Raw genomic sequence first — 21,893 nt, 5'->3', positions numbered from 1 at the left:
GATGATGTGGTTCCATGCCCGGAGCCAACCCGGGTTTTCCTTCACTTTAGACCAGGCAGGGATTCCATGGAAATTTTCAGGCGCGGACCTTGCCGGCACTGCCGTATACCAGCAGGAAAGTCAGAAACGCGGTTACGACCACCGATGGACCGGCCGGTGTATCCAGATACCAGGACAGACTCAGGCCGCCGGAGACTGCCACAAACCCGAAGACCATGGCCAGCCCAACCATATGCTCCGGATTATGTGCCAGTCTCCGTGCTGTCGCAGCCGGTATGATCAGCAGTGCTGTGATCAGTAGAACGCCCACGATCTTCATGGCGACTGCGATCACCAGGGAAAACATCAGCACGAGGACCAGTCGAAGTCGTTCCACGGGGACGCCTTCAACGCGGGCAAGCTCCTCGTGGATGGTGCTCATCAGCAAACCTCGCCACAGGGTGGCAAGCAGGGTCAGAATCAGTCCGGCACCCCCGTAAATCCAGAACAGGTCATCCCGGCTCATGGCAAGCAGGTCGCCAAACAACAGTCCGGTAAGGTCCACTCGCACGTCCGGCATAAAACTCAGCGTCACCAGGCCGATAGCAAGGGCACTATGGGCGAGAATACCGAGCAGGGTATCGGTCGCCAGTGCTTTGGTACGGGAAAACAGGACCAGTGCCAGGGCCAGGATAACGCAGGTGATAACCACACCGACATTGAGCGGAACACTGATCAGGAAACTCAGGGCAATACCCAGCAGAGCAGAGTGAGCGAGTGTGTCGCCAAAGTAGGCCATCCTTCGCCAGACGACAAAACAGCCCAGGGGGCCGGCCACCAGGGCGACGCCAAGCCCACCTATCAGGGCTCGCCAGAAAAAGTCATCCAGAATGGTTTCAATGATGGGCATGGCCGGAGCACTCCTCGTGGCCGCTGCCAACGACATCGCCATGAAGGTCGTGGCGATGATTGTGATGGTGATGATAGACGGCCAGGGACTCTGCTACCTGATGACCAAAGGTTTCGATGAATGCGGGGTCGTGTGAGATATCCGCCGGGTAGCCACTGCAGCAAACATGCTGATTCAGGCAGATAACCTTGTCGGTGGCAGCCATAACCAGATGAAGGTCATGGGAAATCATGATCACGCCACAATGGAGTTCGTCGCGTAGCTCCCGGATCAGTTCATATAATGCGGCCTGGCCGTTGATGTCCACGCCCTGCGCAGGCTCATCCAGAACGAGGAGGTCTGGCTTTCTGGACAGTGCTCTGGCCAGAAGTAACCGCTGCCTTTCTCCACCGGAGAGGTGGTGAATCGAGGCGTTGAGCAGATGGCTGACGCCGGTCCTGGCCAGTGCATCCTCACACTCTGGCAGGGGGCGGCCACTCAGCAGCATGAAGCGCTTAACGCTCAGCGGCAGGGTTGATTCCAGGATGAGGTGCTGGGGTACGTAACCTATAACCAGATCTTTTGCCCGTCTGACTGCGCCCCGGCTCAGTTTCTGAATGCCCAGAATGGCTTTGATCAGCGTTGTTTTGCCTGCGCCGTTTGGACCGATGACCGTAATAATATCGCCCCGGTGCACATTCAGGTTCACATCATCAACTACCGGGCGGTCGTCAAATTCAACCGTCAGATTTTCAAGGGTAACCAGTGAATCACGCATCACCCGACTCCGCCTGGCAGCCGGGACAGAGGCCGGCTATTTCCAGGGTGACGTCGTCCACTTTGAAGCCTTCCTGGTCGGCGGCCGCCTGAACTGCGCCGGAGACAGCGGGCGCGGTCAGTTCCAGAACATTGCCGCAGGCACGACAGATTAAAAACATGCCGGCGTGGTGTTTGCCGGCGTGGGCGCATCCGATAAAGGCATTCAGGGATGCAATACGATGAACCAGCCCATGCTGCTGGAGAAAATCGAGCGCCCGATAGACTGTGGGGGGAGCGGCGTTGTGCCCGTCCCCGGTCAGTTCCGCCAGAACATCATAGGCGCCCAGGGGCTTGTGTGATTGCCAGATAAGTTCCAGCACCCGCTCTCGTGTTGGTGTCAGTCGCGCATTATGTTGCTGGCAGATTGACCTGGCTTCAGTCAATGCCTGGCTGACACAGGCAGCATGGTTGTGAGGGCGGTAGGGAAGTGCGCTGGCAGACATGATCGGGATCCCACGAAATTTGCAACATTATAACATTTGCAAGGATCCCTGCCATGTTGAAGGGCGTTCAGTGACGGGATTGTCTGGCGAGTGACTCAATGTATTCGAGGTTTGGAATCCAGGCATTTTCCCCGTCCACTTCAACCTGCATCAGATCGGCGGGGCCGGCCTCGCCGTCCAGTTTTCGGATCTGATCCTCTGCGAGCCTTGCCTGGCTGGGAATACCCTGGGTAACCAGGGCAACGAACGGAACCTCCTGATGGTGTTCGCCGATGGTGTTCAGAACTACGATTCGTCCCCGGTTATCACCCGGAACAGTCAGTGTGCCGCCATTGGCGGAATCGTAGGAGATTACCGGCAGGTTGAGCCCGCGCCAGTCCAGGTAGCCCACCAGCCATTCAGGCGAGTTTGTGCCCGCGTCCGTACTGGCATAATCCACGACCTCGGCGATGGTCACGTTTGGCAGTAACAGTTGCCGCTCGCTCATGGGAATCATGACGCAGGAGAGGGTTTGGCTATCGTCTTTCATTGCATGCTTCCTCAGGCAGAATCCTGTTTCTGCCGGCCTTTCAGCAGACAGGCTTTTTCAATGGTTTTGACCAGTTCCCGGGCCAGCTCCTCCGGGGTACCACAGAAAGTGGAACAACCGGTCGCAGCTACGGAGTCCGGCATGGAGCTGTTGCCACAGCTGTCACTCTCCTGAACCCAAATCCGGCTACCATAAGCCTTGAGCAGTGGCGCAGCGATGGCACCATCGTTGCCCATGCCCGAAAACAGAATAGCATGGCAGCGCGGACCGTAATGGTCTGCAACATTCAGCAAGACCTGATCAATGGAGGGGCCGTAAGGTCCCGGCCAGGGGCCGCTGAGCTCGGTCAGTTCCCCGGTGTTGTCGATTTTCCATTCATGTTCCACTGGCATGAGCACAACATCGCTATTGTGGATCCGATTGCCTTCCTCTGCGGTTTTGAGCTTGTAATTAGCATGGCGGCCCAGTACCCGTGTCAGTGCCTCGGTGAAGTTGCCATCAATGTGCTGGGCGTAAATAAAACCCACGGGAAGCCCTGGCGGCAGGTTGTCCAGAAACGCCTTGACCGCAGCGGGTCCACCAAGGGAGGCACCGAGAATCCATACTTCCTCGGCCACTGAACCGGGCACCGCCGGCGGAATCCAGTGAGGCAAAGAGGCGGTAACCGGTTCCGGGGGCGACTGCTCCTCAAGCTCCTCAAGACTGGCCTCTGAGTCCAGTTCCTCAAGGTGGCCTAGCTGTTTTTCAAGCTTTCCGAGCAACCGCCGTTCCCAGCGAAAGTAATCCGTGCCGCCGGGTTTGGGTGCCTGGTCCAGCCCAAACAGGACCGGTGCTTCAGTGTTTTCCAGTAAATGGTCAAACAGCGCGGGATGATCAGCCTCATCTTCCAGGGTAACCAGCCACAGGCATGCGTCAGGAAATTCCGGATAGCCCAGAAGGCGCTCGGGATCGCCGGAGAAACAGACATCAAGGCCGAATTTCGCGGTTGCTGCCTGCAGTCTATGACGTTGCAAAACGACATCAGAGACAATCCCGACTCTGGGCCGGCCAAATTGGCCGGCCATCACTGGTTACCAGACAGCCGTTTAATGGTGTCAAGCAGCTCGGTTTCCTGGAACGGCTTACCGAGATACTCGTTAACGCCAATGGCCATGGCACGCTCTCTGTGTTTTTCTCCGGTACGGGAGGTAATCATGCAGATGGGCGTCTCACGCAGATTATCGTCATGGCGTACAAAACTCGCCACCTCGAAACCGTCCATCCGCGGCATCTCGATATCCAGCAGGATGACGTCAGGCTGGTGATCCTGCAACTGGGCTACTGCGTCCAGACCATCCTTTGCAGTGATGACCTCCATGCCGTTTCGCTCCAGCAGACGAGAGGTAACCTTCCGCACAGTAACCGAGTCGTCCACCACCATAACCGTTGTGATTCGTTCCTCGTAGCGAGCCGCTTCGCGCGCTTTCTCAAGGCTGGCCAGCCGCTGGCGCTCGGAGAGAATGTCAGAACGGATCATCGCCGGCAGGTCGAGAATCACCACCACGTTACCGTCACCGAGAATAGTGGCACCGGACACGCCACGGACCGTGCCGAACTGCGGACCGAGGGACTTAACCACGATCTCCCGGCTACCCATCAGGTTGTCTACCTGAAGAGCCATTGGCTGTTCAGCACCGCGTACGAGGATGACCGGCAGAGGCAACGCCTGACCCTGAAGCTTGGGCTGGTGGTCGCTGTTCAGCAAGCTGCCGAGATACTGCAGGCGGTATTCCTGGCCTGCGTATTCGTACAGCGGTGCTTCCGGTTTGTAATATTCCTCAAGTTCGTAGGTGCTGACGCGAACGATGCCTTCAATCGTGTTGAGCGGGATCGCGTAGAAGTCTTCGCCGGTTGATACCATCAGCGCCCGGTTGACGGAAACCGTAAACGGCAGTCGAACCGTGAAGGTCGTTCCGTGGCCAACGGCAGAATCAATGTCGAGACTGCCGCCGAGCTGTTTGATCTCGCTGGCCACCACGTCCATACCGACGCCACGTCCGGAAATCTGGGTGACCTGCTGGGCCGTGGAAAAACCGGGCTGCAGAATAAACTGCAGGACTTCGCGGTCGGACAGGTCCTCGTCCTGGCGCATCATGCCCTGACGAATTGCCTTGTCACGGATCACCGACGACGGAATGCCAGCACCATCGTCGATCATCCGCAGAACCACATCACCGCCTTCTCGAGTCAGGGACAGTGTCACTTCACCGGTTTCAGGTTTGCCGGTCTTTTTCCGGTCGGCAGGCGCTTCGATACCGTGATCAAGCGCGTTACGAAGCATGTGTTCAAGTGGTGCAACCATCCTTTCCAGGATGTTGCGATCCATTTCGCCCTCGGCGTTACGGACGTCAAAGTCCACTTTCTTGCCAAGCTCACCGCTGATCTGGCGAACGATTCGGCGCAGACGGGGCACCATGGAGGCAAACGGAATCATCCGGGTCTTCATCAGACCTTCCTGGAGCTCCGTGTTGATCCGGGATTGCTGAACCAGCAGGGTCTCCGTATCCCGCACCCGGTCAGACAGGGTTTCCCGCAGGTCCGCAAGGTCGGAGGAGGATTCGGTCAGTGCTCGTGACAACTGCTGGATGGACGAATACCGGTCCATTTCCAGGGGATCAAAGTCCTCGCCGTAATCGGGGCCATGCTCTTTTTCGGCACTGAACAGGATCTGCGCTTCGGTTTCGATTTCCATCCGCCGGAGCTGTTCACGCAAACGCTCGATGGTCGCAGCCATTTCATCCAGGGTGTGACTGAAGTCGCTGGTCTGTTGTTCCAGGCGGCCACGGGTAATACTGGTTTCGCCAGCGAGGTTGACCATCTCGTCAAGCAGCGGTGCCGATACCCGGATCGTTTCCTGAGCCGCTCGCTGAGCCTCAGCAGCCTTTTTACGGGGTTTTGCCGGTGCCTTGGCGGGCTTGGGTGCCGGCTCTGGCGGTTTCTTGGCATCCGCCTCTGACGTCTCAATCCGCGCAGGTGCCTGCTTTTTCTCCGGCTCCGGCTCCGGAGCCTTGGCAGGCTCTGGTGTTACTGCACCGGAATCAAAGCGTTTCCGGATCTCCGCGACCATCGCAATGATGGCGTCGTGCTCTTCGGTGATGGCTTGCCACTGGCTCTCGTCTGGCGCATTGCCGCCCAGATCAATCAGGCGGGTTTCGAACGCGTGAGCCTTGTCACCGAGCTGTGTCAGTTGTGACAGGCGTGCACCACCTTTCAGTGTATGCAGGGCACGCTGAGCTTCCTGGTTGAAGGTATGGTTAGCCGGCTCCTTGCGCCAGTCCTCAAGCATCTGCTCTAACTGGTCCATGATCTCGCCGGCTTCCTCCAGGAAGATTTCGAGAACTTCCGGGTCCACATCTTCGGTGCCGGCGTCTTCGGTTTCTGCCGGTTTCACCTGAGCATCATCAGCAGCCGTCCTATGGGCGGCCTTCAGTGCCTCGACCAGGGCATCGTCGGCAACTGGTTTTTTGCTCTCTTCCAGGCTCGTAAGCATAGTCCTGAGAGAGTTCAGCGCCCTGTCACTGAGTTGCAGCAGGGTCGCCTGGTTACTGGCGCCGGCAATCAGTGGATCGAGAGCGTCAGACCACGCCTCGGCGAGATCGGCGATGGTGTCTACATCTGACAGCCGTGCGCCGCCCTTGAGAGTATGCAGTTCCTGCTGAAGCTGGGTGACACCGGTTAATTCTTCCGGTTCATCACGCCATTGAGCCAGACATTCCCCAATGGCGTCCTGGATTTCCAGGCCCTCGTCGAGGAAGATGCCAGTCAGGTCGTCGTCACTGGCTGCAGTCATGGCCGCTGTAACACCGGGCGTCTCGTCGACTTCCGGTTCTTGCGAGCCCTCAACCGCTTGAGCTTCGTAGTCTTCAGTTTGCGGAAGATCCGGCTCAGCCTCGTCTTGTTGGGCCTGGGGTGCCGGGGCGTCTCCGCGAAGAATGGCCTGAACCTGCGATACCAGCTCGGTCGCGGGTGGGCAGGGTTTCTGTGTCGCTGCCTGTTCAACCATTTGTGCCAGCCGGTCATGGCAGGCAAACAGAAGGTCGTTCATGGCGTCACTGGCTTCCAGCTGACCTTCCGCCACTTTCTCGAACAGGTCTTCGAGGACGTGAGTCAGATCCCCAATGGACTCAACGCCGGCCATGCGGGCACCGCCCTTGAGGGTGTGCACGTCGCGCTGGAGTTCAGCAGCGACGGCCCGGTTGGAAGGATCTTCGCTCCAGGTATGAAGTGCACTGCCAGTGGAATTGATCAGATCGTAGGCTTCCTCCAGGAAAATGCCCACCAGCTCCGGATCCAGGTGTGACAGATCGGTCGCGGCATGCTCCTCAGGTTCCTCCACGGCCTCTTCAGGCGCTGACGGCTCCTCGGGTTCCCGGCCGGACAACGCATCCTCATCGGCCTCGGGTTCTGCGGCAGGGCTTACGTCAGTGACCGGGCGGGAACCGTTGGCGGTGTCCATGTAGGCCCGGATCTCCCCGATCAGGTCTGGCGCCGGACGCGGGGTTTCCTGTGCTTCCAGGGCTTCCACCATGCCCGCGAGGCGATCATGGGCACGGAACAGCAAGTCGGAGAGTTCGTCGTTGATAGACAATCGCTGTTCGGTCAATCCCTCGAACAGGGTTTCGAGTTCGTGAGAGAGATCGCCGACAGCTGGAATGTCGGCCAGCCGGGCACCGCCCTTCAGGGTATGGAGGTCGCGCTGCAGCAACCGGAGGATATCCAGGTTATGGGTACTCTCACTCCAGCTATGCAACGCATCGGCAGTGCTGTCTATCAGGTCGCGGGCTTCCTCAAGGAAGATTTCCGCCAGTTCCTGACCCATTTCATCATCGGATTCCATGGTTTCCGGCAGCGGCGGTTGCTCAGCGGGGGGTTCTTGAGACACCTCCGGCGCTTCGATGTCTTCCATATCGAAACTGAGGTCGATCGCTTCCAGATCACCGGTGAATTCCTGCTCGAATTCATCAGGTTCGGAGGTTTCTTCCGCGCTCTGATCGGTCGTTGGAATGAGGGCATCCAGACTTGCAAGGAGTTCGTCGCTGGACTCGGTGGCCAGGCCCGCCGCGACCTGATCCATCATGTTGATCAGCTGTTCGTGGGCTGCACGTACGGTCTGGAAGAAATTCTCGTCCGGGGCCTCGGTGCGAGCGGAACTTGCGTTATACGTATCTGTCAGCGCGGCAGACAACCCTGCGACATCGGGCAGGCCAGCGTCTGTGGCGCCTTCGGTTAACTGGCCCAGTTCGTCACGCAACTGGTTGAGAGACTCTGTCTCTTCCGGATGGGAAGCCCAGTGATCGAGTATGCGATCGGCATCAAGGACGATATCCAGACCTTCGTTCAGGAACAGCTGAACCAGTTGAGGTGATGCCTGGTTTTTCGTGGTGTCGTCGACGACTTCATTGTGGCTTCGCAGTGTTTCCGTCGTGACCCGGTCCAGTTTTTCGAGGAAGGCGTCGGTACCCGGCAGGGAGGCCTGCGGGTTTTGGCGGATCTGGGCCAGCCCTTGCGAGAGAAACTCGCAGGCGGATTCAATCAGGGACAGGACTTCCTGGTCAGCCCGCTTGTTCTGTGCGCGGGACTCCTTGATGAACCTTTCCAGTGGAGTAATCACCGCTGCAATTGGTGCGATACCCGCGGTATGGGCACTGCCTTTGAGCGTATGCAGGGCACGGGAAAGATCATCGGTGTAGGAGACGGTTGTCTTGTCGCCGGCTGCAGCCAGGTAGTCCTTCAGCGTTTGCAGGTGCGTTTCCGTTTCACTCTCGAAGATATCGAGCAGAACCGGGTCCACTCCGGCCTCATCAGCCTCCCCAGCGTCGGACGCTTCAGGATGCGTTTCTGTCCCGGTGGTTGAGTCCGTTTCCGCGTCGGGCATCGTGCTGGCGTCAGGGATTTCTCCATTCGCCAGGGCAGTGGCCCGGGCTTCGAGGTTACCCGTGTCGATGCTCGGGCTCCGGCGGTTTTCAAAGTCCTGGACCAGTGCGGGCAATGCATCCGTGACGTTATCCAGCAAACCGGCAATGTCATCATTCATGAAGATGCTGCCGTCTATGACCCGGTTCAGCATGTTCTCCACAGACCAGGCAAGTTCACCGACTACGAGAGCACCGACCATTCGACCACTGCCCTTGAGGGTATGGAATGCACGGCGTACTTCGGACAGAGCGCTTCGGTCGTCGTGCTGACGAAGCAGCATCGGCAGGTAGTCGCGAATGGTCTCAAGTACCTCACCGGCTTCCTCGATAAAGATCTCTAGAATCTCATCGTCGATAAGGTCATCGTCGTCCTCTGACCCGGCGACAGTGGGCGACGTGTCACCCTCTGAGTCACCAGCCAGCTCGGGTTCTGCTAACGGAGTGTCTTCGGCTTCCGGCTCCCCAGCGGTCTCATTCTCGGCAGCCGCTCCCTCGCCGTCGGTGCGACGGGTAGTTGCCATGGCCTCGGCACGTTGAATCAGGTCGTCAACATCGCCGTTGGCCTCGCCTTCCCGGAACTCACGGATCAGTGAGGGAACACGGGCATTAACCTCATCCACCAGCGAGAACAGGTCGTCGTTGGCCTTGATGGTCTGGTCGATCACCCGGTTCAGGAGATTTTCCACAGACCACGCCAGTTCGCCCAGGCTGGTTGCGCCGACAAGACGACCACTGCCTTTGAGGGTATGGAACGCACGGCGGACTTCGGTCAGCGCCTCCCGATCCTCATGACTCTGGCGTAGGCGTGGATAGAATTCGTGAATGGTCTCAAGAACTTCCTCGGCCTCTTCCACAAAGATGCCAAGAATCTCGTCGTCCAGAAGCTCTTCGTCGGAGCCTTTGTCTGTGTCCTGTGTTTCGGGGGCGGAAGACTCTTCGACAGCTCGGCTTTCGACGACCGGAATATCTTCTTCCGCCGTGGTTTCTGTCCAGGTTGGTTCGGCCCCAACCGGGAAACCAAGGGAAGCCAGGCTGTCCTCTGCTACCCGGAGGACGTTGTCATTCTCGCCAATACCTTCGGCGATTCGCTCCAGGTAATACTCGATACTGGTTACCGCATCGGCCAGCGTGTCGAGCTGTTGCCAGTCCGGCACCTGTTTGCCACCCAGAAGTACATCGGTAACGTAGCGCTCGGCGGATGCCAGCATTTCGGCCACACGGTCCAGCGGAATCAGGCTCAGGCCGCCACGGATACTGTGAAGCAAGCCGGGTACATGCTCGATTTCACGGGTATCCCACTGTGAGGCAATAAAGTTCACAATGGCGGACTTGACCTGCTCCAGGGTGTTTCTGGACTCTCTCAGCAACGCGCCGCTGGCCTCGCCCAGTTCGCGAGAGCCGAGATTGATCGGCTGATCATCCTCTCCCTCACCGCTGTTTTCTGACTGCCTCTCGCTGTCGAGACCGGCCAGGCTGGCTTCAACGTAAAGCAGGGCGCCGGCAATATCCATCAGGGTGCCGTCATCAACCAGCTCGCTCTGATTGCTTAGCTTCGTCACCAGCTCAATCTGTTCGGTGACCACCTTGCGTGGGATGCCCAGGCCCAATACGGCCAGCGTGTTGGCAACCTGCTGCATGCCGGGAAGCAGCTCTTCCAGTTCGTCGTTCTGGCGCAGTTCAGAGCGGACAAAAAGGTCCAGTTGGTCTTTCAGCTTCGCCAGTTCTTCATTTAGCGCGCTCACCACGGAATGAATCGCTTCACGTCCCGGTCCGGAAACCCGTGAGCGTGCGGCGTCTACTGCATCTTCGGATGGCAGGGCCTGATCCAGCTGGTATTGGTCCCGGAGAATCTTGACCTGAGGCGAGGCCAGGTCCCTTGCGCGGGCGACGTAATAGAGCAGGTGTTTCAGCAGGGCTTCGGGTGCCGGTTGCTGCAGAATGTCCGCGTGCTCTTCGGTAAGGCGACGGATTTCGTTATCCAGTTCGCGCAGCAGCGACTTCACTGCGGCATTTACCGGATTGACGTGAGCCTGCAGGGTTTCAACGAAAGCGCTGGCCGATTTCCAGAGTTCACCCTGCGGTGTTTTATCGCACAGCCGCATCAGCCGCTGAATCACCTTCTGCATGTAATCGAAATGAGCGTCCAGGTCTGCCTCGCGCACCACGCCTGCAAGGGCAAATTGGTACATCTGGCGCAGTTTGCGGATATGGCCGAGGACTTTGGGGTCCTGAAGACGCTGCGAAATCTTGCCGCTGACGGTAATGCGCGACGGGCTCAGGTCTGGTTTGAACAGGGAGGTATCGGAGAGCAGAGACTCGCCACGCGCCGCACGTAGATCGTTTAGCAGGGGCAGAAGTACCATGGGGAAGTCGTCCTGGCTGCTGGCCAGGTGTTCCAGGTATTGGGGCAGCTGCAGAATAGCCTGCATGAGTACTTCGACCGCTTCATCAACACTGGCAACGGTGTCGTTAAGTAAAGCCTGGGTTAGCTTCTCCATCTCTTCGGTGAGCAGCGCTGCACCGTAGAGTTCAACCATCTGCAGGGTGCCATGCACCTGATGGAGATAATTCAGGCAGAAGCGCAGGCGCGCAGTGTCGTCACGATTTTCGACATACGCTTCCAGTGCATGCTGACCCTGGGTCAGCGTGTCCTGTATCTCGCCCCGAACCCAGTCGAGGGCGATGCTGTCATGGTGATTGCCCATAACCTCTCCGGTTATTCTTCGTCAGTCTGGCGTTTGATCCACGCCAGTACATGTTCCGAGGGTACCCTCTGCAGGCCGGGAGGCTGCCAATCGGTCAGCTCACCCTGGCCCAGCACCAGCAACCCCCCGGGCGCCAGCCGCTCTGCAAGTCGTTTGACAATTTCCCGCCGGCGCCAGCGGCGAAAATAAATCAGCAGATTCTGGCAGAAGATAATGTTCATCCCGTGCATGGGTGCCTTATCAAGATCCAGCACATTCAGTCTGGTAAAGCACACCCTGTCCCGGATGCTATTCACAATTTCTACGGTATTTCGCTCGGCCGGGCGGAAATACCGGGATTTCATGTCTTCGTCCATTCCCAGCAGTTTGCGGGGGTTGAACTGGCCAATACGGGCCTTTTCGATCGCGGGCTTGCTGATGTCGGAGCCAGTGATGCCGAATAATGGCTTCAGGGCCAGCTGGGCCATGCACTCATTCAACACCATCGCCAGGGTGTAGGGCTCTTCGCCCGAAGAACACCCGACGCTCCAGGCTTCCAGCGGCTGCCTGGTGAGCTGCTCCCTGGGTCTTGTCAGAACAAAATCCTTCACCAGCCGGAAGGCGTCCGGGTCCCGGAAAAACCGGGTTTCCTGGACGGTCAGCCGGTCAACCAGTGTTGACCACTCCCTGATGGCATCGGGCCCGGATACGATTTTCTCGTAATAGGCCTGATAACTGTTGCAGCCGATTTCCCGCATCCGGATTCCGAGATTGGTCTCCAGAAATGAGCGGCGCTCCGCTGACAGAGTCATGCCTGTTCGGTGCTCCAGCAGCGTCTGCCACTGGCTGAACTGCGCCTCGTCCATATCCGGGAGTCGGCGCAGTGACCAGATGCCTTCGGCGGGTGACAGGTTGTTATGCATTTGCGCCATAAACCGTCAACACCCCAGAGCCGAAAATCAGCCCACCACCGGAACGTCGCTGTCTTCCTCTTCTTCCTGATCAGCTGCGTCTTCTTCCGGCAGGGTGAAGCCAGCAACGGAAGACCGCAGCTCTGTCGCCATTTCTGCCAGATTACCGATAGACTTCGCGGTCGCGTTGGTACCGGACGAGGTCTGGGACGTGATTTCCTGGATAACGTTCATGGTGTTGGAAATGTGCGCCGCAGAAGACGACTGCTGTCGTGCCGCGTTGGAGATGTTCTGGATCAGTTCCGCCAGACTCATGGATACGTTCTCGATTTCCTCGAGCGCGATACCCGCATCCTGTGCCAGTCGGGCACCACGGACCACCTCGGCGGTGGTGTGCTCCATGGAGATAACCGCTTCGTTGGTATCGGACTGGATCGTCTTAACCAGTGCTTCAATCTGCTTGGTTGCCGCAGAGGAACGTTCCGCCAGACGCTGAACTTCATCTGCAACCACCGCAAAGCCCCGGCCTGCGTCACCGGCCATGGAGGCCTGGATCGCAGCGTTCAGGGACAGGATGTTGGTCTGGTCGGCGATGTCGTTGATCAGGGATACGATGTCACCGATTTCCTGGGAAGATTCACCCAGACGCTTGATCCGCTTGGATGTTTCCTGGATCTGCTCACGGATGTTATCCATGCCGCGGATGGTGTTCTGTACCACTTCCGCGCCTTTCTTGGCGATCGCAACCGACCGCTCCGCAACCGCCGAGGATTCGGAAGCGTTCGAGGATACCTGGTCGATGGACACTGCCATCTCGTTAACCGCCGCGGATGCACCGGCAATTTCCTGGGCCTGGTGCTCGGAAGCGTCGGCCAAGTGCATCGCCGTAGCCTGGGTTTCCTGGGCGGCGGATGCGACCCGTACCGCGGTGCCACGAATCGCCTGTACCAGACCGCGCATCTGGTCAATCGCGTAGTTGATGGAGTCCGCGATGGCACCGGTAAAGTCCTCGGTTACCGTCGCCTCGGTGGTCAGGTCACCATCCGCCAGGTCGGCGAGTTCGTCCAGCAGTCGCAGGATCGCGTTCTGGTTCTGTTCGTTCTGCTCTTGCGTAGTGGCCAGTCGGGCCTGGGCTTCGCGGTACAGGGCAAAACCGATAACCACAACAATACCAACCATGGCGGCCAGAATAATGAAGGCCAGGGTCGGGCTTATCAGGCCGGAACTGGACTGATTCCGGAATCTGTCTGCAAGTCCAGACAGTTCGGAAAGCAGGATCTCAGAGTTCTGGAAGATGTCGCTCGCGGCAGTGCGTACCTTGAAGAGGTCGGGAGAGGCTTCAAGGATGGCGTCTACGTTCTGGGAAACAAATTCGAAAAGCTCGTCAACGGCTTCAAGGCCGTAGATGGCATCTTCATCGTTAACCTTGGAGATACCCATGGCAGCGTTGCCATTCAACTGGCCCTCGAGGACCCGGCCAAACAGGCTGGCGTCGCGGCCAAACCGGTCTGCTGCTATAACGGCATCTTCGTCACCAGAGAGTACGTTATTAACTGAACGTACTATTCGTTCCGCAAGCAGTGACTGGCGCTGCGCCAGCGCGATCTGCTCGGCCGGAGCACCATTGTCGAGCAGAATCTGTACGATGTCATCGTACTCCACCTGCAGCTGAGGAATGGTTTCGTTCAGCGTCCGGGCAACTTCGTTCAGGCCCATTACCGCGCCCTGAGTCGTGAGGATGCTGTCAGCGTTCTCACGCACGGTGTTCCAGTTTTCCTGAACCCCGCTTTGTTGCGCCAGTTCACTGGGCGGGAGGCCGGTTTCCGGGTTGCCCTCAGTTACATTGCTCCAGAGCTGCTGGAACTCATCCCGTGAACGCTTGAGCTGGTTGAAGGCCTCGGCGGTACCGCCGGCGGCCTCGGTGGCGTTCTTCGCAATGGCCTGCGAGAGAACCCTCAGCTCAGCGGTGTTGGCGATGTATTCCTGGTCGTTCTGGCTGTCCCTGTTAATGATAAACAGGACCACAACGAGCAGGACGGTGAGTGCAATCAGTGCGGCGATCAGACCGGCAACGAATTTGTTGCCCCCCTGTCCCATACTGAGTCTTCCGGCTCTGTTTTTCATTTTCTGGCTCCCGGCCTCTTCATAAAGATTGGCAAGTTTGTTTAAGCGGGTATAAGGCGGTCAGGGTGATGTTCCTGCCATTGTCACCACCCTTACCACTGTGCGACGTCAAGAAAGCGTTCGTCGTCGAGCAGATCGACGGCAGAAAAGACTTTCCAGACTTCCTCATTGCGTTCATAGCCGCCTGTAACAAACGGTCGAACGTTTTCAGGCACACCTTCCGGTGTGCCTTTGAAACTGTCTGATGCGAAGTACTGCATGCCCAGTACGCTGTCGACCACCAGTCCACTGAAAATGTCTCCCTGTTCGACCACCAGCACGCGGCGTTCACGCATGCTGCGTGAGGAGCGGGGGACATCGAAGAAACCGGCAAGGTCTACCAGGGGGAGTAGGCGGCCACGGACATTGGCGGCACCCAGAAGAAAGGAGCGAACCCCCGGGATGTGAGTAAACCGGGGGACATGGAGAATTTCAGTGACTTCGCCCATCGGGGCCACATAGCGCTCACCCGCCAGAACAAAGCCGATGCCGTTCCACAGATCAACGGCTTCCTGCTGCTCCGGCAAGCCGGCTGCCATGGACCGGCTGCGCTGGGCGATATCCGTCAGAACGGCAAAGGGGGCGGCCTGGGCGGACATGCTTACTCCACGGTTAGGGGTCAGGCAATCAGACTGTTGATTGTTTTGATCAGGTCGTCTTCGATAACCGGCTTGACGAGGTAACCCTTGGCGCCCTGACGAGTACCCCATACACGGTCAGTTTCCTGATCCTTGGTGGTTACGATAATTACCGGGATGGACGCAGTCTCCGGAGCACGAGTCAGTTGGCGTGTAGCCTGGAAGCCGTTGAGACCAGGCATTACTACGTCCATCAGTACCAGGTCCGGCGTTTCGGCGCGGGCTTTGGCAACACCGTCAGCGCCGTTATCGGCGGTCAGAACTTCGTGCTGGTGCTTTTCCAGGATGCTGGAAATCTTCTTCACCTCGGTAGGGGAGTCGTCAACAATCAGAATGCGAGCCATGGTTTCCTCGATGGTTCTTGGTTTCAGCAGGTTTACTGTTCCGCTTGGGGGACATACTGGCGGATAGTGTTGAGCAGCTCATCCTTGCTGAACGGTTTGGTCAGATATTGGTCCGAGCCGACGATGCGGCCCTTGGCCTTGTCAAACAGTCCGTCCTTGCTGGAGAGCATGATAACCGGCGTCTTTTTGAAAGAGGAATTGTTCTTGATGAGTGCGCAGGTCTGGTAGCCATCCAGGCGCGGCATCATGATGTCCACAAAGATGATGTCGGGCTGGGAATCAGCAATCTTGGCCAGAGCGTCAAAGCCGTCAGTTGCGGTGATGACCTCACAGCCGACCTTTTTGAGAAGGGTTTCTGCGGTGCGACGGATGGTCTTACTATCGTCGATCACCATGATCTTCAAGTTCTCGAAGTTGTCATCCATTGTCCAACTGCCTTGCGCTCAGCGACTGTCATTATTTTCAAACGAGGGTTTTAACATAAACCTTAAGGTTCTTCTATAAACCCCGCTCATTTATAGAGTATCAATGGCTGGATAAAAAGTATTACTTTGTGACCAAATGTACTTTCGCCTGCAACGTCACGTAATCGGCTGAGGATTTCTGCGGATGCATTCACGGCTCGGGTACAATACCATCTGACGTCTCAGCATAGCACTTATCGTCCGGTTCGCTCTGCAGACCGGTTCGTGTTTTTAACCCTTGGAGCTCAAGAGACATTATGACAGTCCGACTCGGGATCGTGATGGATCCGATTGAGGATATCCATTTCAAGAAAGACAGTTCACTGGCCATGTTGCTGGCAGCGCAAAAGCGCGGCTGGGAAATCGAATACATGGAATTGCCGGATATGTATCTGGATGGTGGCAAGGCCATGGCCCACACCCGTGACTTGACCGTGCACATGGATCCTGAAAACTGGTATGGCTTTGGCCCGAGTCAGGACCGTGCGCTTGGCGACCTGGATGTGATCCTTATGCGCAAGGACCCTCCGGTTGACCGGGAGTTCTTGATGGCGACCTACATTCTTGAGGCCGCAGAGCAGCAGGGGGCCCTGGTAGTGAATCCGGCGGCCACGCTGAGGGACTGTAACGAAAAGCTGTTCGCTACCCAGTTCGACGATCTCACTCCGCCGCTGCTGGTGAGTCGTTCCGCAAGCCGTTTCCGGGAATTCTACGCTGAGCATGGCGACGTTATCATGAAGCCGGTGGACGGCATGGGTGGCCATTCGATCTTTCGCATCAAGGAGAATGATTTCAATCTGGGCGTCATCATCGAAACCCTGACCAACTATGGCTCTCACCAGGCCATGGCCCAGAAGTACATTCCCGAGATCACTGATGGCGACAAGCGTATCCTGCTGATTGAGGGTGAGCCCGTGCCTTATTCCCTTGCACGGATTCCGTCGCAAGGTGAGAATCGCGGCAACCTGGCAGCCGGTGGTCGTGGCGAAGGGCGTGAACTTACCGCCAGGGATCGGGAAATCTGTGAGCGAGTTGCTCCGGTCATCAAGGAAAAAGGCCTTATTTTTGTGGGCCTGGATGTGATCGGCGACTACCTCACTGAAATAAACGTGACCAGTCCAACCTGTATCCGTGAACTCGATTCCGCTTTTGGTATCGACATTAGCGGCATGCTGATGGACGCCATTGCCAAACGCCTGGGTGTGAGTCACCAGGCATAACGGTTACGACAGGGCTAACGATTTAACCAGGATCAGGAATGGCAGTTCAGGTAAGCGACTTCGACCGGTTTTCCTTTACCCTTTTCATGGCGTTGGCTGTGCATGCCATTGTCGTACTGGGGATTACCTTTGCTCCTGAACCGCCACGTTCCTCGGCGCAGACCATGGAAATCACTCTGTCTCAGTTTGATGACGAAAAGGCGCCCGAGGAAGCGGACTTTCTGGCCCAGACCAGCCAGCAGGGCAGTGGCACTGAGGAAGAAGCCAGGGAAATGACTACCCCGCAGCCAGCGGAGGTCAGCCAGCCCGAAGTGGCCCAGGTACAACCGGAGCCGCCGTCGCAAACCAAACCTCAGCCCCGCCAGGAACAGCAGGTAGTAAAGACCAAAAGTGCATCCAGCCGAAAGGTTCAGGCCCCCGAGGAACGCACCGAACCGGTTGAGGAGCCCCTGCCGGTCCGTAAAAAGAAGAGCCTGATGGAGCGCAGTCTGGAAATTGCCAGCCTGGAAGCGCGTTTTGATGCCCAGCAACAGGCCTATGCCCGCAAGCCACGGGTTATGCGGGTGACGGCCGCCTCGACGCTGAAATCAACCAACGCCTGGTATGTGCAGAACTGGATCAGCAAGGTTACCCGGGTTGGCAACATCAATTATCCCACGGAGGCCCGGCGTGCAGGTATCTATGGCACGTTGCGAATGCTGGTTTCACTGAAGAAAGATGGCACAATCAAGGAAGTGGCCGTTTTGCAGTCATCAGGGAGTACGGTGCTGGATGATGCGGCGATCCGTATTGTCCGAATGGCTTCACCGTTTGCGCCTTTCCCGGATGATATGCGGGAAAAGGTGGATGAACTGGAAATCATACGAACCTGGTCTTTCCAGCAAAGGGGGCTGACATCCGGATGACAGCATCTAAGCACTCTCCCCAAAGTCTCAGGCACCACTTTCTGGTGGCCTCTCCTTATCTTGCCGATCCTCGGTTTCACGGTGCTGTGATCTACCTGTGTGAACACTCCGACGATGGCGCGCTGGGGCTGATGGTTAACCATCCCCTGGATATCCACCTGGGCGAAATCCTGGAGCAGCTGGACATGCACGGTGGCGAGCTGGATCTGCCGGTGTTCAGTGGTGGTCCTGTGGAACCCGAGCGTGGCTTTGTTCTGCACCCACCCGGGACCAGCTGGCAGAGCACCGCTGAAGTGACCGAAGATGTCATGCTCACCACCTCCCGGGATGTACTGGCAGGTATTGGCCGTGGTGACGGTCCCGAAGAGTTTCTGGTGGCGCTTGGCTATTCAGGGTGGGGCGAAGGCCAGTTGGAAGAAGAGCTGGGAAGCAACTCCTGGCTCACCTGTCCCGCAACCACAGACATTCTGTTCCGTACGCCCTGGAAAGACCGCTACAAAGCGGTGCTTAAGCTGATTGGAATCGATCTCAACCAGCTCAGTGAGTCTGTTGGCCATGCCTGAAAGCGGTAATCGCCGAGTCATGGCCTTTGATTTCGGGACCCGCCGGATCGGAGTAGCGTCGGGCCAGGAAATTCTGGGCACCGGGCAACCCCTGGCCATGATCCCGGCCCGTGATGGTGTTCCCGACTGGAACCAGATCGGAAAACTCCTTGAAGAATGGCGCCCGAACCTTGTGGTGGTCGGCTTGCCGCTCAATATGGACGATACCGAAAATGAGATGTGCGCCCGGGCGCGCAAGTTCGGAAAGCGTATTCACGGTCGCTACCATGTGCCCGTGGAGATGGTGGACGAGCGCCTTACCAGCTTTGAAGCAAAGGGTGATGTTATGGCGGCGGGCGGCAATCGGGATTTTGGCCGATACGGCGTTGATGACCGGGCCGCGGTACTGATTCTGGAAACCTGGTTTGGACTGCAGGATAATCACGCTGGCAACTGATGGATGTTGGCTTTTTAATTAAAGAGGATGAAATGACCGCACAGCTTGATATCAAACAGCTGCTGAACGAACTGGAAACGGGTTTGCGTCATGTGCTCAAGGAGCGAGGCGTGAAATCACCGGCCCTGATCGGTATTCGTACCGGCGGTGTCTGGCTGGCCGGTGAACTCAGAAAGCGTCTTGAGCTGGCAGAACCGTGCGGAGAACTGGACATCTCCTTTTACCGGGACGATTTCAGCCGCATCGGCCTGAACCCGAAAGTGAAGCCTTCCAGTCTGCCTTTTGATACCGAAGGCCGGGACATTATCCTCATTGATGATGTGATCATGAGTGGCCGAACCATCCGTGCTGCCATGAACGAAATTTTCGATTATGGCCGTCCAGCCAGTATCATATTGGCCACCCTGATTGACCTGGGCGCCCGGGAGCTTCCGGTCCAGCCGGATGTTGCAGGCCGGGTGCTTTCTCTGGAGCCACACCAGCGCGTGAAGCTGCGTGGTCCTGATCCCTTGCACATAGAATTTCAGGAAACCGGGCAGTAAAACTCCAGGCCACCATACCGCAGAACAGCAGACAGGCGACCCATGACCGCAAACGACCCTTCCCCGCACCACTTGCAGCTGACCCGGGATGGTCAGTTGCGGCATTTCCTGACCCTCGACGGCCTCGACCGGGAATTACTCACCGACATTCTGGACACCGCCGATTCGTTTATAGAGGTTGGTGAACGCACTATCAAAAAGGTGCCGTTACTTCGCGGGCGCACGGTGGTCAACCTGTTCTTCGAATCGAGTACCCGTACCCGAAGCACTTTTGAGCTGGCTGCCAAGCGCCTGTCGGCAGACGTGCTCAACCTGGACATCAGTACCTCGGCCACCTCCAAGGGTGAGTCCCTCTCCGATACCTTGCTCAACCTTGAGGCCATGGCCAGCGATATGTTTGTCGTTCGTCACTCCCAGAGCGGTGCACCTCACTTTATTGCCGAGAGCGTTACCCCGGGGGTTGCCATTATCAACGCCGGGGACGGCCGTCACGCGCATCCAACCCAGGCGATGCTGGACATGCTCACTATTCGGCAGCACAAAGGCACGTTTGAAGGCCTGAAAGTTGCCATCGTCGGGGATGTACTGCATTCCCGTGTTGCCCGTTCTCAAATCCGTGCCCTGAATGAACTGGGTGCTGCGGAAGTTCGAATCATCGCACCCGGCACGCTGCTACCCAAAGACGTGGAAAGCCTGGGCTGCACCATCGAATACGACATGGCTAAGGGCATGAAGGATCTGGACGTGGTTATCATGCTACGTCTGCAAAAAGAGCGGATGGAAGGCGCCCTGTTGCCCAGTGAACGGGAGTTCTACCGTTTGTATGGGCTTAGCCAGGAAAAGCTGGCCCTGGCCCATCCGGATTGCATAGTGATGCACCCCGGTCCGATCAACCGGGGTGTGGAAATCGAATCAGCGGTAGCGGATGGGCCACACTCGGTGATCCTTAATCAGGTTACCAATGGCATTGCCATCCGGATGGCCGTTATGTCCATGGCGATGGGAGGCCAGGTTGCAGAGCGTCAAAGGAAACAGAGCGAGAGGGCCCGGTCATGAGTGTGACAGAACAACACGAGGGGGCCAGCCTGAAGATCGTCGGTGGTCGCCTGATCGACGGGAACGGTGCTGAATCGGACAACGTTGCGCTGCTGATTCGGGACGGCAGGATCGCCGCCACGGGAGATGACGCCAGACGGGCAACGGCCGATGAAACCGTGACGGCGGAAGGGTGTGTGATTGCACCGGGTTTTGTGGACCTGTGTTGCAACCTGCGTGAGCCGGGTAATGGCCAGAAGGGTAACATTGCTTCGGAAACCCGTGCGGCGGCCCATGGCGGGTTCAGCACCGTATGTGCGTCGCCGGAAACGTCTCCGGTGAATGATTCCGGGGCGGTCACCCATCTGATCCGGGACGTGGCGGCGACCCGCTCACCCATTCATGTGTTGCCGGTGGGAGCGGTCACCCGTGGCCTGGAGGGGGATCTCCTTAGTGATATGGCCGGTCTGGCTGCTGCCGGATGTGTGGCCGTAGGCAATGGTTCCAAAGGGGTTCGCAACGCCCGTATTCTGCGCCGTTGCATGGCCTATGCCCAGACATTCGGACTGACCGTGATGTTCAGCCCGGAAAACCTGGCGCTTGCTGCTGACGGCTATGCTCATGATGGCCTGGTGACGTCCCGCCTTGGCTTGCTGGGTATTCCGGAAGTGGCAGAAACTACCGCTGTCATGGAAATGATCCTGCTGGCGGAGGAAACCGGTGTGCGCCTGCACCTTAGTCAGCTTTCCTGCGCTCGCAGCGTGGAAATGCTTGCCGAGGCACGCCAGCGAGGTGTAGCCGTGACCGCCGACGTGGCCATGCATCAGCTGTTATTCACCGAAAGTGCCCTGGCCGGCTTCGATAGTCGCTTCCACGTACGTCCTCCCCTGCGCAGGGAAGAAGATCGCAAAGCGCTGATCGCCGGTGTGCGCGCAGGCACAATTGATGCCATTGTCAGCCAGCACCAGCCCCACGATTCCGCTGCCAAGCAGGCACCCCTGGCCGCTACCGAACCGGGGCTGTCGAGTGTGGAAAGTGTGCTGTCCCTTGGGCTTGAGCTGGTGGAACTGAATGAGATGACCCTGCCGGAGCTGGTGCGCGCCCTCACTTCTGGACCGGCCGCAGCAATTGGCCGCAAGGCGTCACTGCAGGAAGGCGAAATCGCCGATCTTTGTGTTTTCGATCCCGCAGAATACTGGACCCCTGACAACAATACTCTGGTCTCCGCCGGCCGCCATGCTCCGGTGACTGGCCGTGAATTGCCGGGCGTTGTTCGCCTGACTGTCGCCGCAGGTCGTATTGCCTGGCAACAGCCAGCGAGCTGATCCACAACCAAACCTGAAATGCGGCAGAGGTTGCGTAACCTCTGTCGACA

Annotated in this window: 18 protein-coding genes; 7 read left to right on the top strand and 11 right to left on the bottom strand. The window is 57.8% G+C overall.

Annotation, left to right across the window (positions count from 1 at the left end; genetic code table 11):
- Positions 1-76: 76 nt before the first annotated feature.
- The 11 genes from KFJ24_RS14385 to pilG all read right to left on the bottom strand — a co-directional run bounded on the left by KFJ24_RS14385 (position 77) and on the right by pilG (position 15,778).
- Positions 77-889, bottom strand: coding sequence for an iron chelate uptake ABC transporter family permease subunit (locus tag KFJ24_RS14385; protein ID WP_250831777.1), 813 nt, complete (start codon positions 887-889; stop codon positions 77-79).
- Positions 876-1,646 carry a zinc ABC transporter ATP-binding protein ZnuC gene (gene znuC / locus KFJ24_RS14380; RefSeq protein WP_250831776.1) on the bottom strand — a complete coding sequence of 257 codons (771 nt, stop codon included), beginning with the start codon at positions 1,644-1,646 and terminating at the stop codon, positions 876-878. Before znuC ends, KFJ24_RS14385 begins: the two co-directional genes overlap by 14 nt.
- On the bottom strand, positions 1,639-2,130 hold the full coding sequence (locus KFJ24_RS14375) for a Fur family transcriptional regulator (RefSeq protein WP_250831775.1): 492 nt from the start codon (positions 2,128-2,130) through the stop codon (positions 1,639-1,641). Before KFJ24_RS14375 ends, znuC begins: the two co-directional genes overlap by 8 nt.
- Positions 2,131-2,197: 67 nt before the next feature.
- Positions 2,198-2,659, bottom strand: coding sequence for a chemotaxis protein CheW (locus KFJ24_RS14370; protein ID WP_250831774.1), 462 nt, complete (start codon positions 2,657-2,659; stop codon positions 2,198-2,200).
- Positions 2,660-2,670: 11 nt separating this feature from the next.
- Complete coding sequence (locus tag KFJ24_RS14365) at positions 2,671-3,723, bottom strand: chemotaxis protein CheB (protein WP_250831773.1); 1,053 nt, start codon at positions 3,721-3,723, stop codon at positions 2,671-2,673.
- Positions 3,723-11,318 (bottom strand): Hpt domain-containing protein, encoded by a 7,596-nt coding sequence (locus KFJ24_RS14360; RefSeq protein WP_250831772.1) that lies wholly within the window; start codon positions 11,316-11,318, stop codon positions 3,723-3,725. Before KFJ24_RS14360 ends, KFJ24_RS14365 begins: the two co-directional genes overlap by 1 nt.
- Positions 11,319-11,329: 11 nt before the next feature.
- Complete coding sequence (locus KFJ24_RS14355; RefSeq protein WP_250831771.1) at positions 11,330-12,229, bottom strand: CheR family methyltransferase; 900 nt, start codon at positions 12,227-12,229, stop codon at positions 11,330-11,332.
- Between the two features lie 27 nt (positions 12,230-12,256).
- Positions 12,257-14,332, bottom strand: a complete 2,076-nt coding sequence (locus KFJ24_RS14350; protein ID WP_250831770.1) for a methyl-accepting chemotaxis protein — start codon at positions 14,330-14,332, stop codon at positions 12,257-12,259.
- Between the two features lie 92 nt (positions 14,333-14,424).
- Positions 14,425-14,970 (bottom strand): chemotaxis protein CheW, encoded by a 546-nt coding sequence (locus KFJ24_RS14345; RefSeq protein ID WP_250831769.1) that lies wholly within the window; start codon positions 14,968-14,970, stop codon positions 14,425-14,427.
- 20 nt (positions 14,971-14,990) lie between these two features.
- On the bottom strand, positions 14,991-15,353 hold the full coding sequence (pilH, locus tag KFJ24_RS14340) for a twitching motility response regulator PilH (RefSeq protein ID WP_250831768.1): 363 nt from the start codon (positions 15,351-15,353) through the stop codon (positions 14,991-14,993).
- 32 nt (positions 15,354-15,385) lie between these two features.
- Positions 15,386-15,778, bottom strand: coding sequence for a twitching motility response regulator PilG (pilG, locus tag KFJ24_RS14335; RefSeq protein ID WP_008175635.1), 393 nt, complete (start codon positions 15,776-15,778; stop codon positions 15,386-15,388).
- A gap of 296 nt (positions 15,779-16,074) precedes the next feature.
- Between pilG and gshB the strand changes: the two genes are divergently transcribed.
- Genes gshB through KFJ24_RS14300 form a run of 7 tightly spaced genes read left to right on the top strand, consistent with a single transcriptional unit; the run spans position 16,075 to position 21,843 of the window.
- The gene (gene gshB / locus KFJ24_RS14330; RefSeq protein WP_250831767.1) at positions 16,075-17,037 is read left to right on the top strand and encodes a glutathione synthase; all 963 of its coding nucleotides are present in this window, start codon (positions 16,075-16,077) and stop codon (positions 17,035-17,037) included.
- 38 nt (positions 17,038-17,075) lie between these two features.
- The gene (locus tag KFJ24_RS14325; RefSeq protein ID WP_250831766.1) at positions 17,076-17,942 is read left to right on the top strand and encodes an energy transducer TonB; all 867 of its coding nucleotides are present in this window, start codon (positions 17,076-17,078) and stop codon (positions 17,940-17,942) included.
- The gene (locus KFJ24_RS14320; protein ID WP_250831765.1) at positions 17,939-18,505 is read left to right on the top strand and encodes a YqgE/AlgH family protein; all 567 of its coding nucleotides are present in this window, start codon (positions 17,939-17,941) and stop codon (positions 18,503-18,505) included. Before KFJ24_RS14325 ends, KFJ24_RS14320 begins: the two co-directional genes overlap by 4 nt.
- Positions 18,498-18,941, top strand: coding sequence for a Holliday junction resolvase RuvX (gene ruvX, locus KFJ24_RS14315; RefSeq protein WP_250831764.1), 444 nt, complete (start codon positions 18,498-18,500; stop codon positions 18,939-18,941). Before KFJ24_RS14320 ends, ruvX begins: the two co-directional genes overlap by 8 nt.
- 32 nt (positions 18,942-18,973) lie before the next feature.
- Positions 18,974-19,483, top strand: coding sequence for a bifunctional pyr operon transcriptional regulator/uracil phosphoribosyltransferase PyrR (gene pyrR / locus KFJ24_RS14310; RefSeq protein ID WP_250831763.1), 510 nt, complete (start codon positions 18,974-18,976; stop codon positions 19,481-19,483).
- Between the two features lie 42 nt (positions 19,484-19,525).
- The gene (locus tag KFJ24_RS14305; RefSeq protein WP_250831762.1) at positions 19,526-20,539 is read left to right on the top strand and encodes an aspartate carbamoyltransferase catalytic subunit; all 1,014 of its coding nucleotides are present in this window, start codon (positions 19,526-19,528) and stop codon (positions 20,537-20,539) included.
- Entirely contained in the window at positions 20,536-21,843 is a 1,308-nt protein-coding gene (locus KFJ24_RS14300) for a dihydroorotase (RefSeq protein WP_250831761.1), read from the top strand. The genes KFJ24_RS14305 and KFJ24_RS14300 overlap by 4 nt, the downstream gene beginning before the upstream one ends.
- The last annotated feature ends 50 nt before the right edge of the window (positions 21,844-21,893 follow it).

The sequence above is a fragment of the Marinobacter sediminum genome, assembly GCF_023657445.1.
GTDB lineage: Bacteria > Pseudomonadota > Gammaproteobacteria > Pseudomonadales > Oleiphilaceae > Marinobacter > Marinobacter sediminum_A.
The sequence above is the reverse complement of the archived record's forward strand: the minus strand, read 5'-3'. Positions and strand labels throughout refer to the sequence as shown.

What these genes read in the sequence shown, in the direction of transcription:
- pilH (WP_250831768.1), bottom strand. Translation starts at nt 15,353, where the DNA reads ATGGCTCGCATTCTGATTGTTGACGACTCCCCTACCGAGGTGAAGAAG.
- KFJ24_RS14300 (WP_250831761.1), top strand. Translation starts at nt 20,536, where the DNA reads ATGAGTGTGACAGAACAACACGAGGGGGCCAGCCTGAAGATCGTCGGT.
- KFJ24_RS14375 (WP_250831775.1), bottom strand. Translation starts at nt 2,130, where the DNA reads ATGTCTGCCAGCGCACTTCCCTACCGCCCTCACAACCATGCTGCCTGT.
- pyrR (WP_250831763.1), top strand. Translation starts at nt 18,974, where the DNA reads ATGACCGCACAGCTTGATATCAAACAGCTGCTGAACGAACTGGAAACG.
- KFJ24_RS14320 (WP_250831765.1), top strand. Translation starts at nt 17,939, where the DNA reads ATGACAGCATCTAAGCACTCTCCCCAAAGTCTCAGGCACCACTTTCTG.
- gshB (WP_250831767.1), top strand. Translation starts at nt 16,075, where the DNA reads ATGACAGTCCGACTCGGGATCGTGATGGATCCGATTGAGGATATCCAT.
- KFJ24_RS14305 (WP_250831762.1), top strand. Translation starts at nt 19,526, where the DNA reads ATGACCGCAAACGACCCTTCCCCGCACCACTTGCAGCTGACCCGGGAT.
- KFJ24_RS14325 (WP_250831766.1), top strand. Translation starts at nt 17,076, where the DNA reads ATGGCAGTTCAGGTAAGCGACTTCGACCGGTTTTCCTTTACCCTTTTC.
- KFJ24_RS14350 (WP_250831770.1), bottom strand. Translation starts at nt 14,332, where the DNA reads ATGAAAAACAGAGCCGGAAGACTCAGTATGGGACAGGGGGGCAACAAA.
- znuC (WP_250831776.1), bottom strand. Translation starts at nt 1,646, where the DNA reads ATGCGTGATTCACTGGTTACCCTTGAAAATCTGACGGTTGAATTTGAC.
- KFJ24_RS14365 (WP_250831773.1), bottom strand. Translation starts at nt 3,723, where the DNA reads ATGGCCGGCCAATTTGGCCGGCCCAGAGTCGGGATTGTCTCTGATGTC.
- KFJ24_RS14385 (WP_250831777.1), bottom strand. Translation starts at nt 889, where the DNA reads ATGCCCATCATTGAAACCATTCTGGATGACTTTTTCTGGCGAGCCCTG.
- pilG (WP_008175635.1), bottom strand. Translation starts at nt 15,778, where the DNA reads ATGGATGACAACTTCGAGAACTTGAAGATCATGGTGATCGACGATAGT.
- KFJ24_RS14355 (WP_250831771.1), bottom strand. Translation starts at nt 12,229, where the DNA reads ATGGCGCAAATGCATAACAACCTGTCACCCGCCGAAGGCATCTGGTCA.
- KFJ24_RS14370 (WP_250831774.1), bottom strand. Translation starts at nt 2,659, where the DNA reads ATGAAAGACGATAGCCAAACCCTCTCCTGCGTCATGATTCCCATGAGC.
- KFJ24_RS14345 (WP_250831769.1), bottom strand. Translation starts at nt 14,970, where the DNA reads ATGTCCGCCCAGGCCGCCCCCTTTGCCGTTCTGACGGATATCGCCCAG.
- ruvX (WP_250831764.1), top strand. Translation starts at nt 18,498, where the DNA reads ATGCCTGAAAGCGGTAATCGCCGAGTCATGGCCTTTGATTTCGGGACC.
- KFJ24_RS14360 (WP_250831772.1), bottom strand. Translation starts at nt 11,318, where the DNA reads ATGGGCAATCACCATGACAGCATCGCCCTCGACTGGGTTCGGGGCGAG.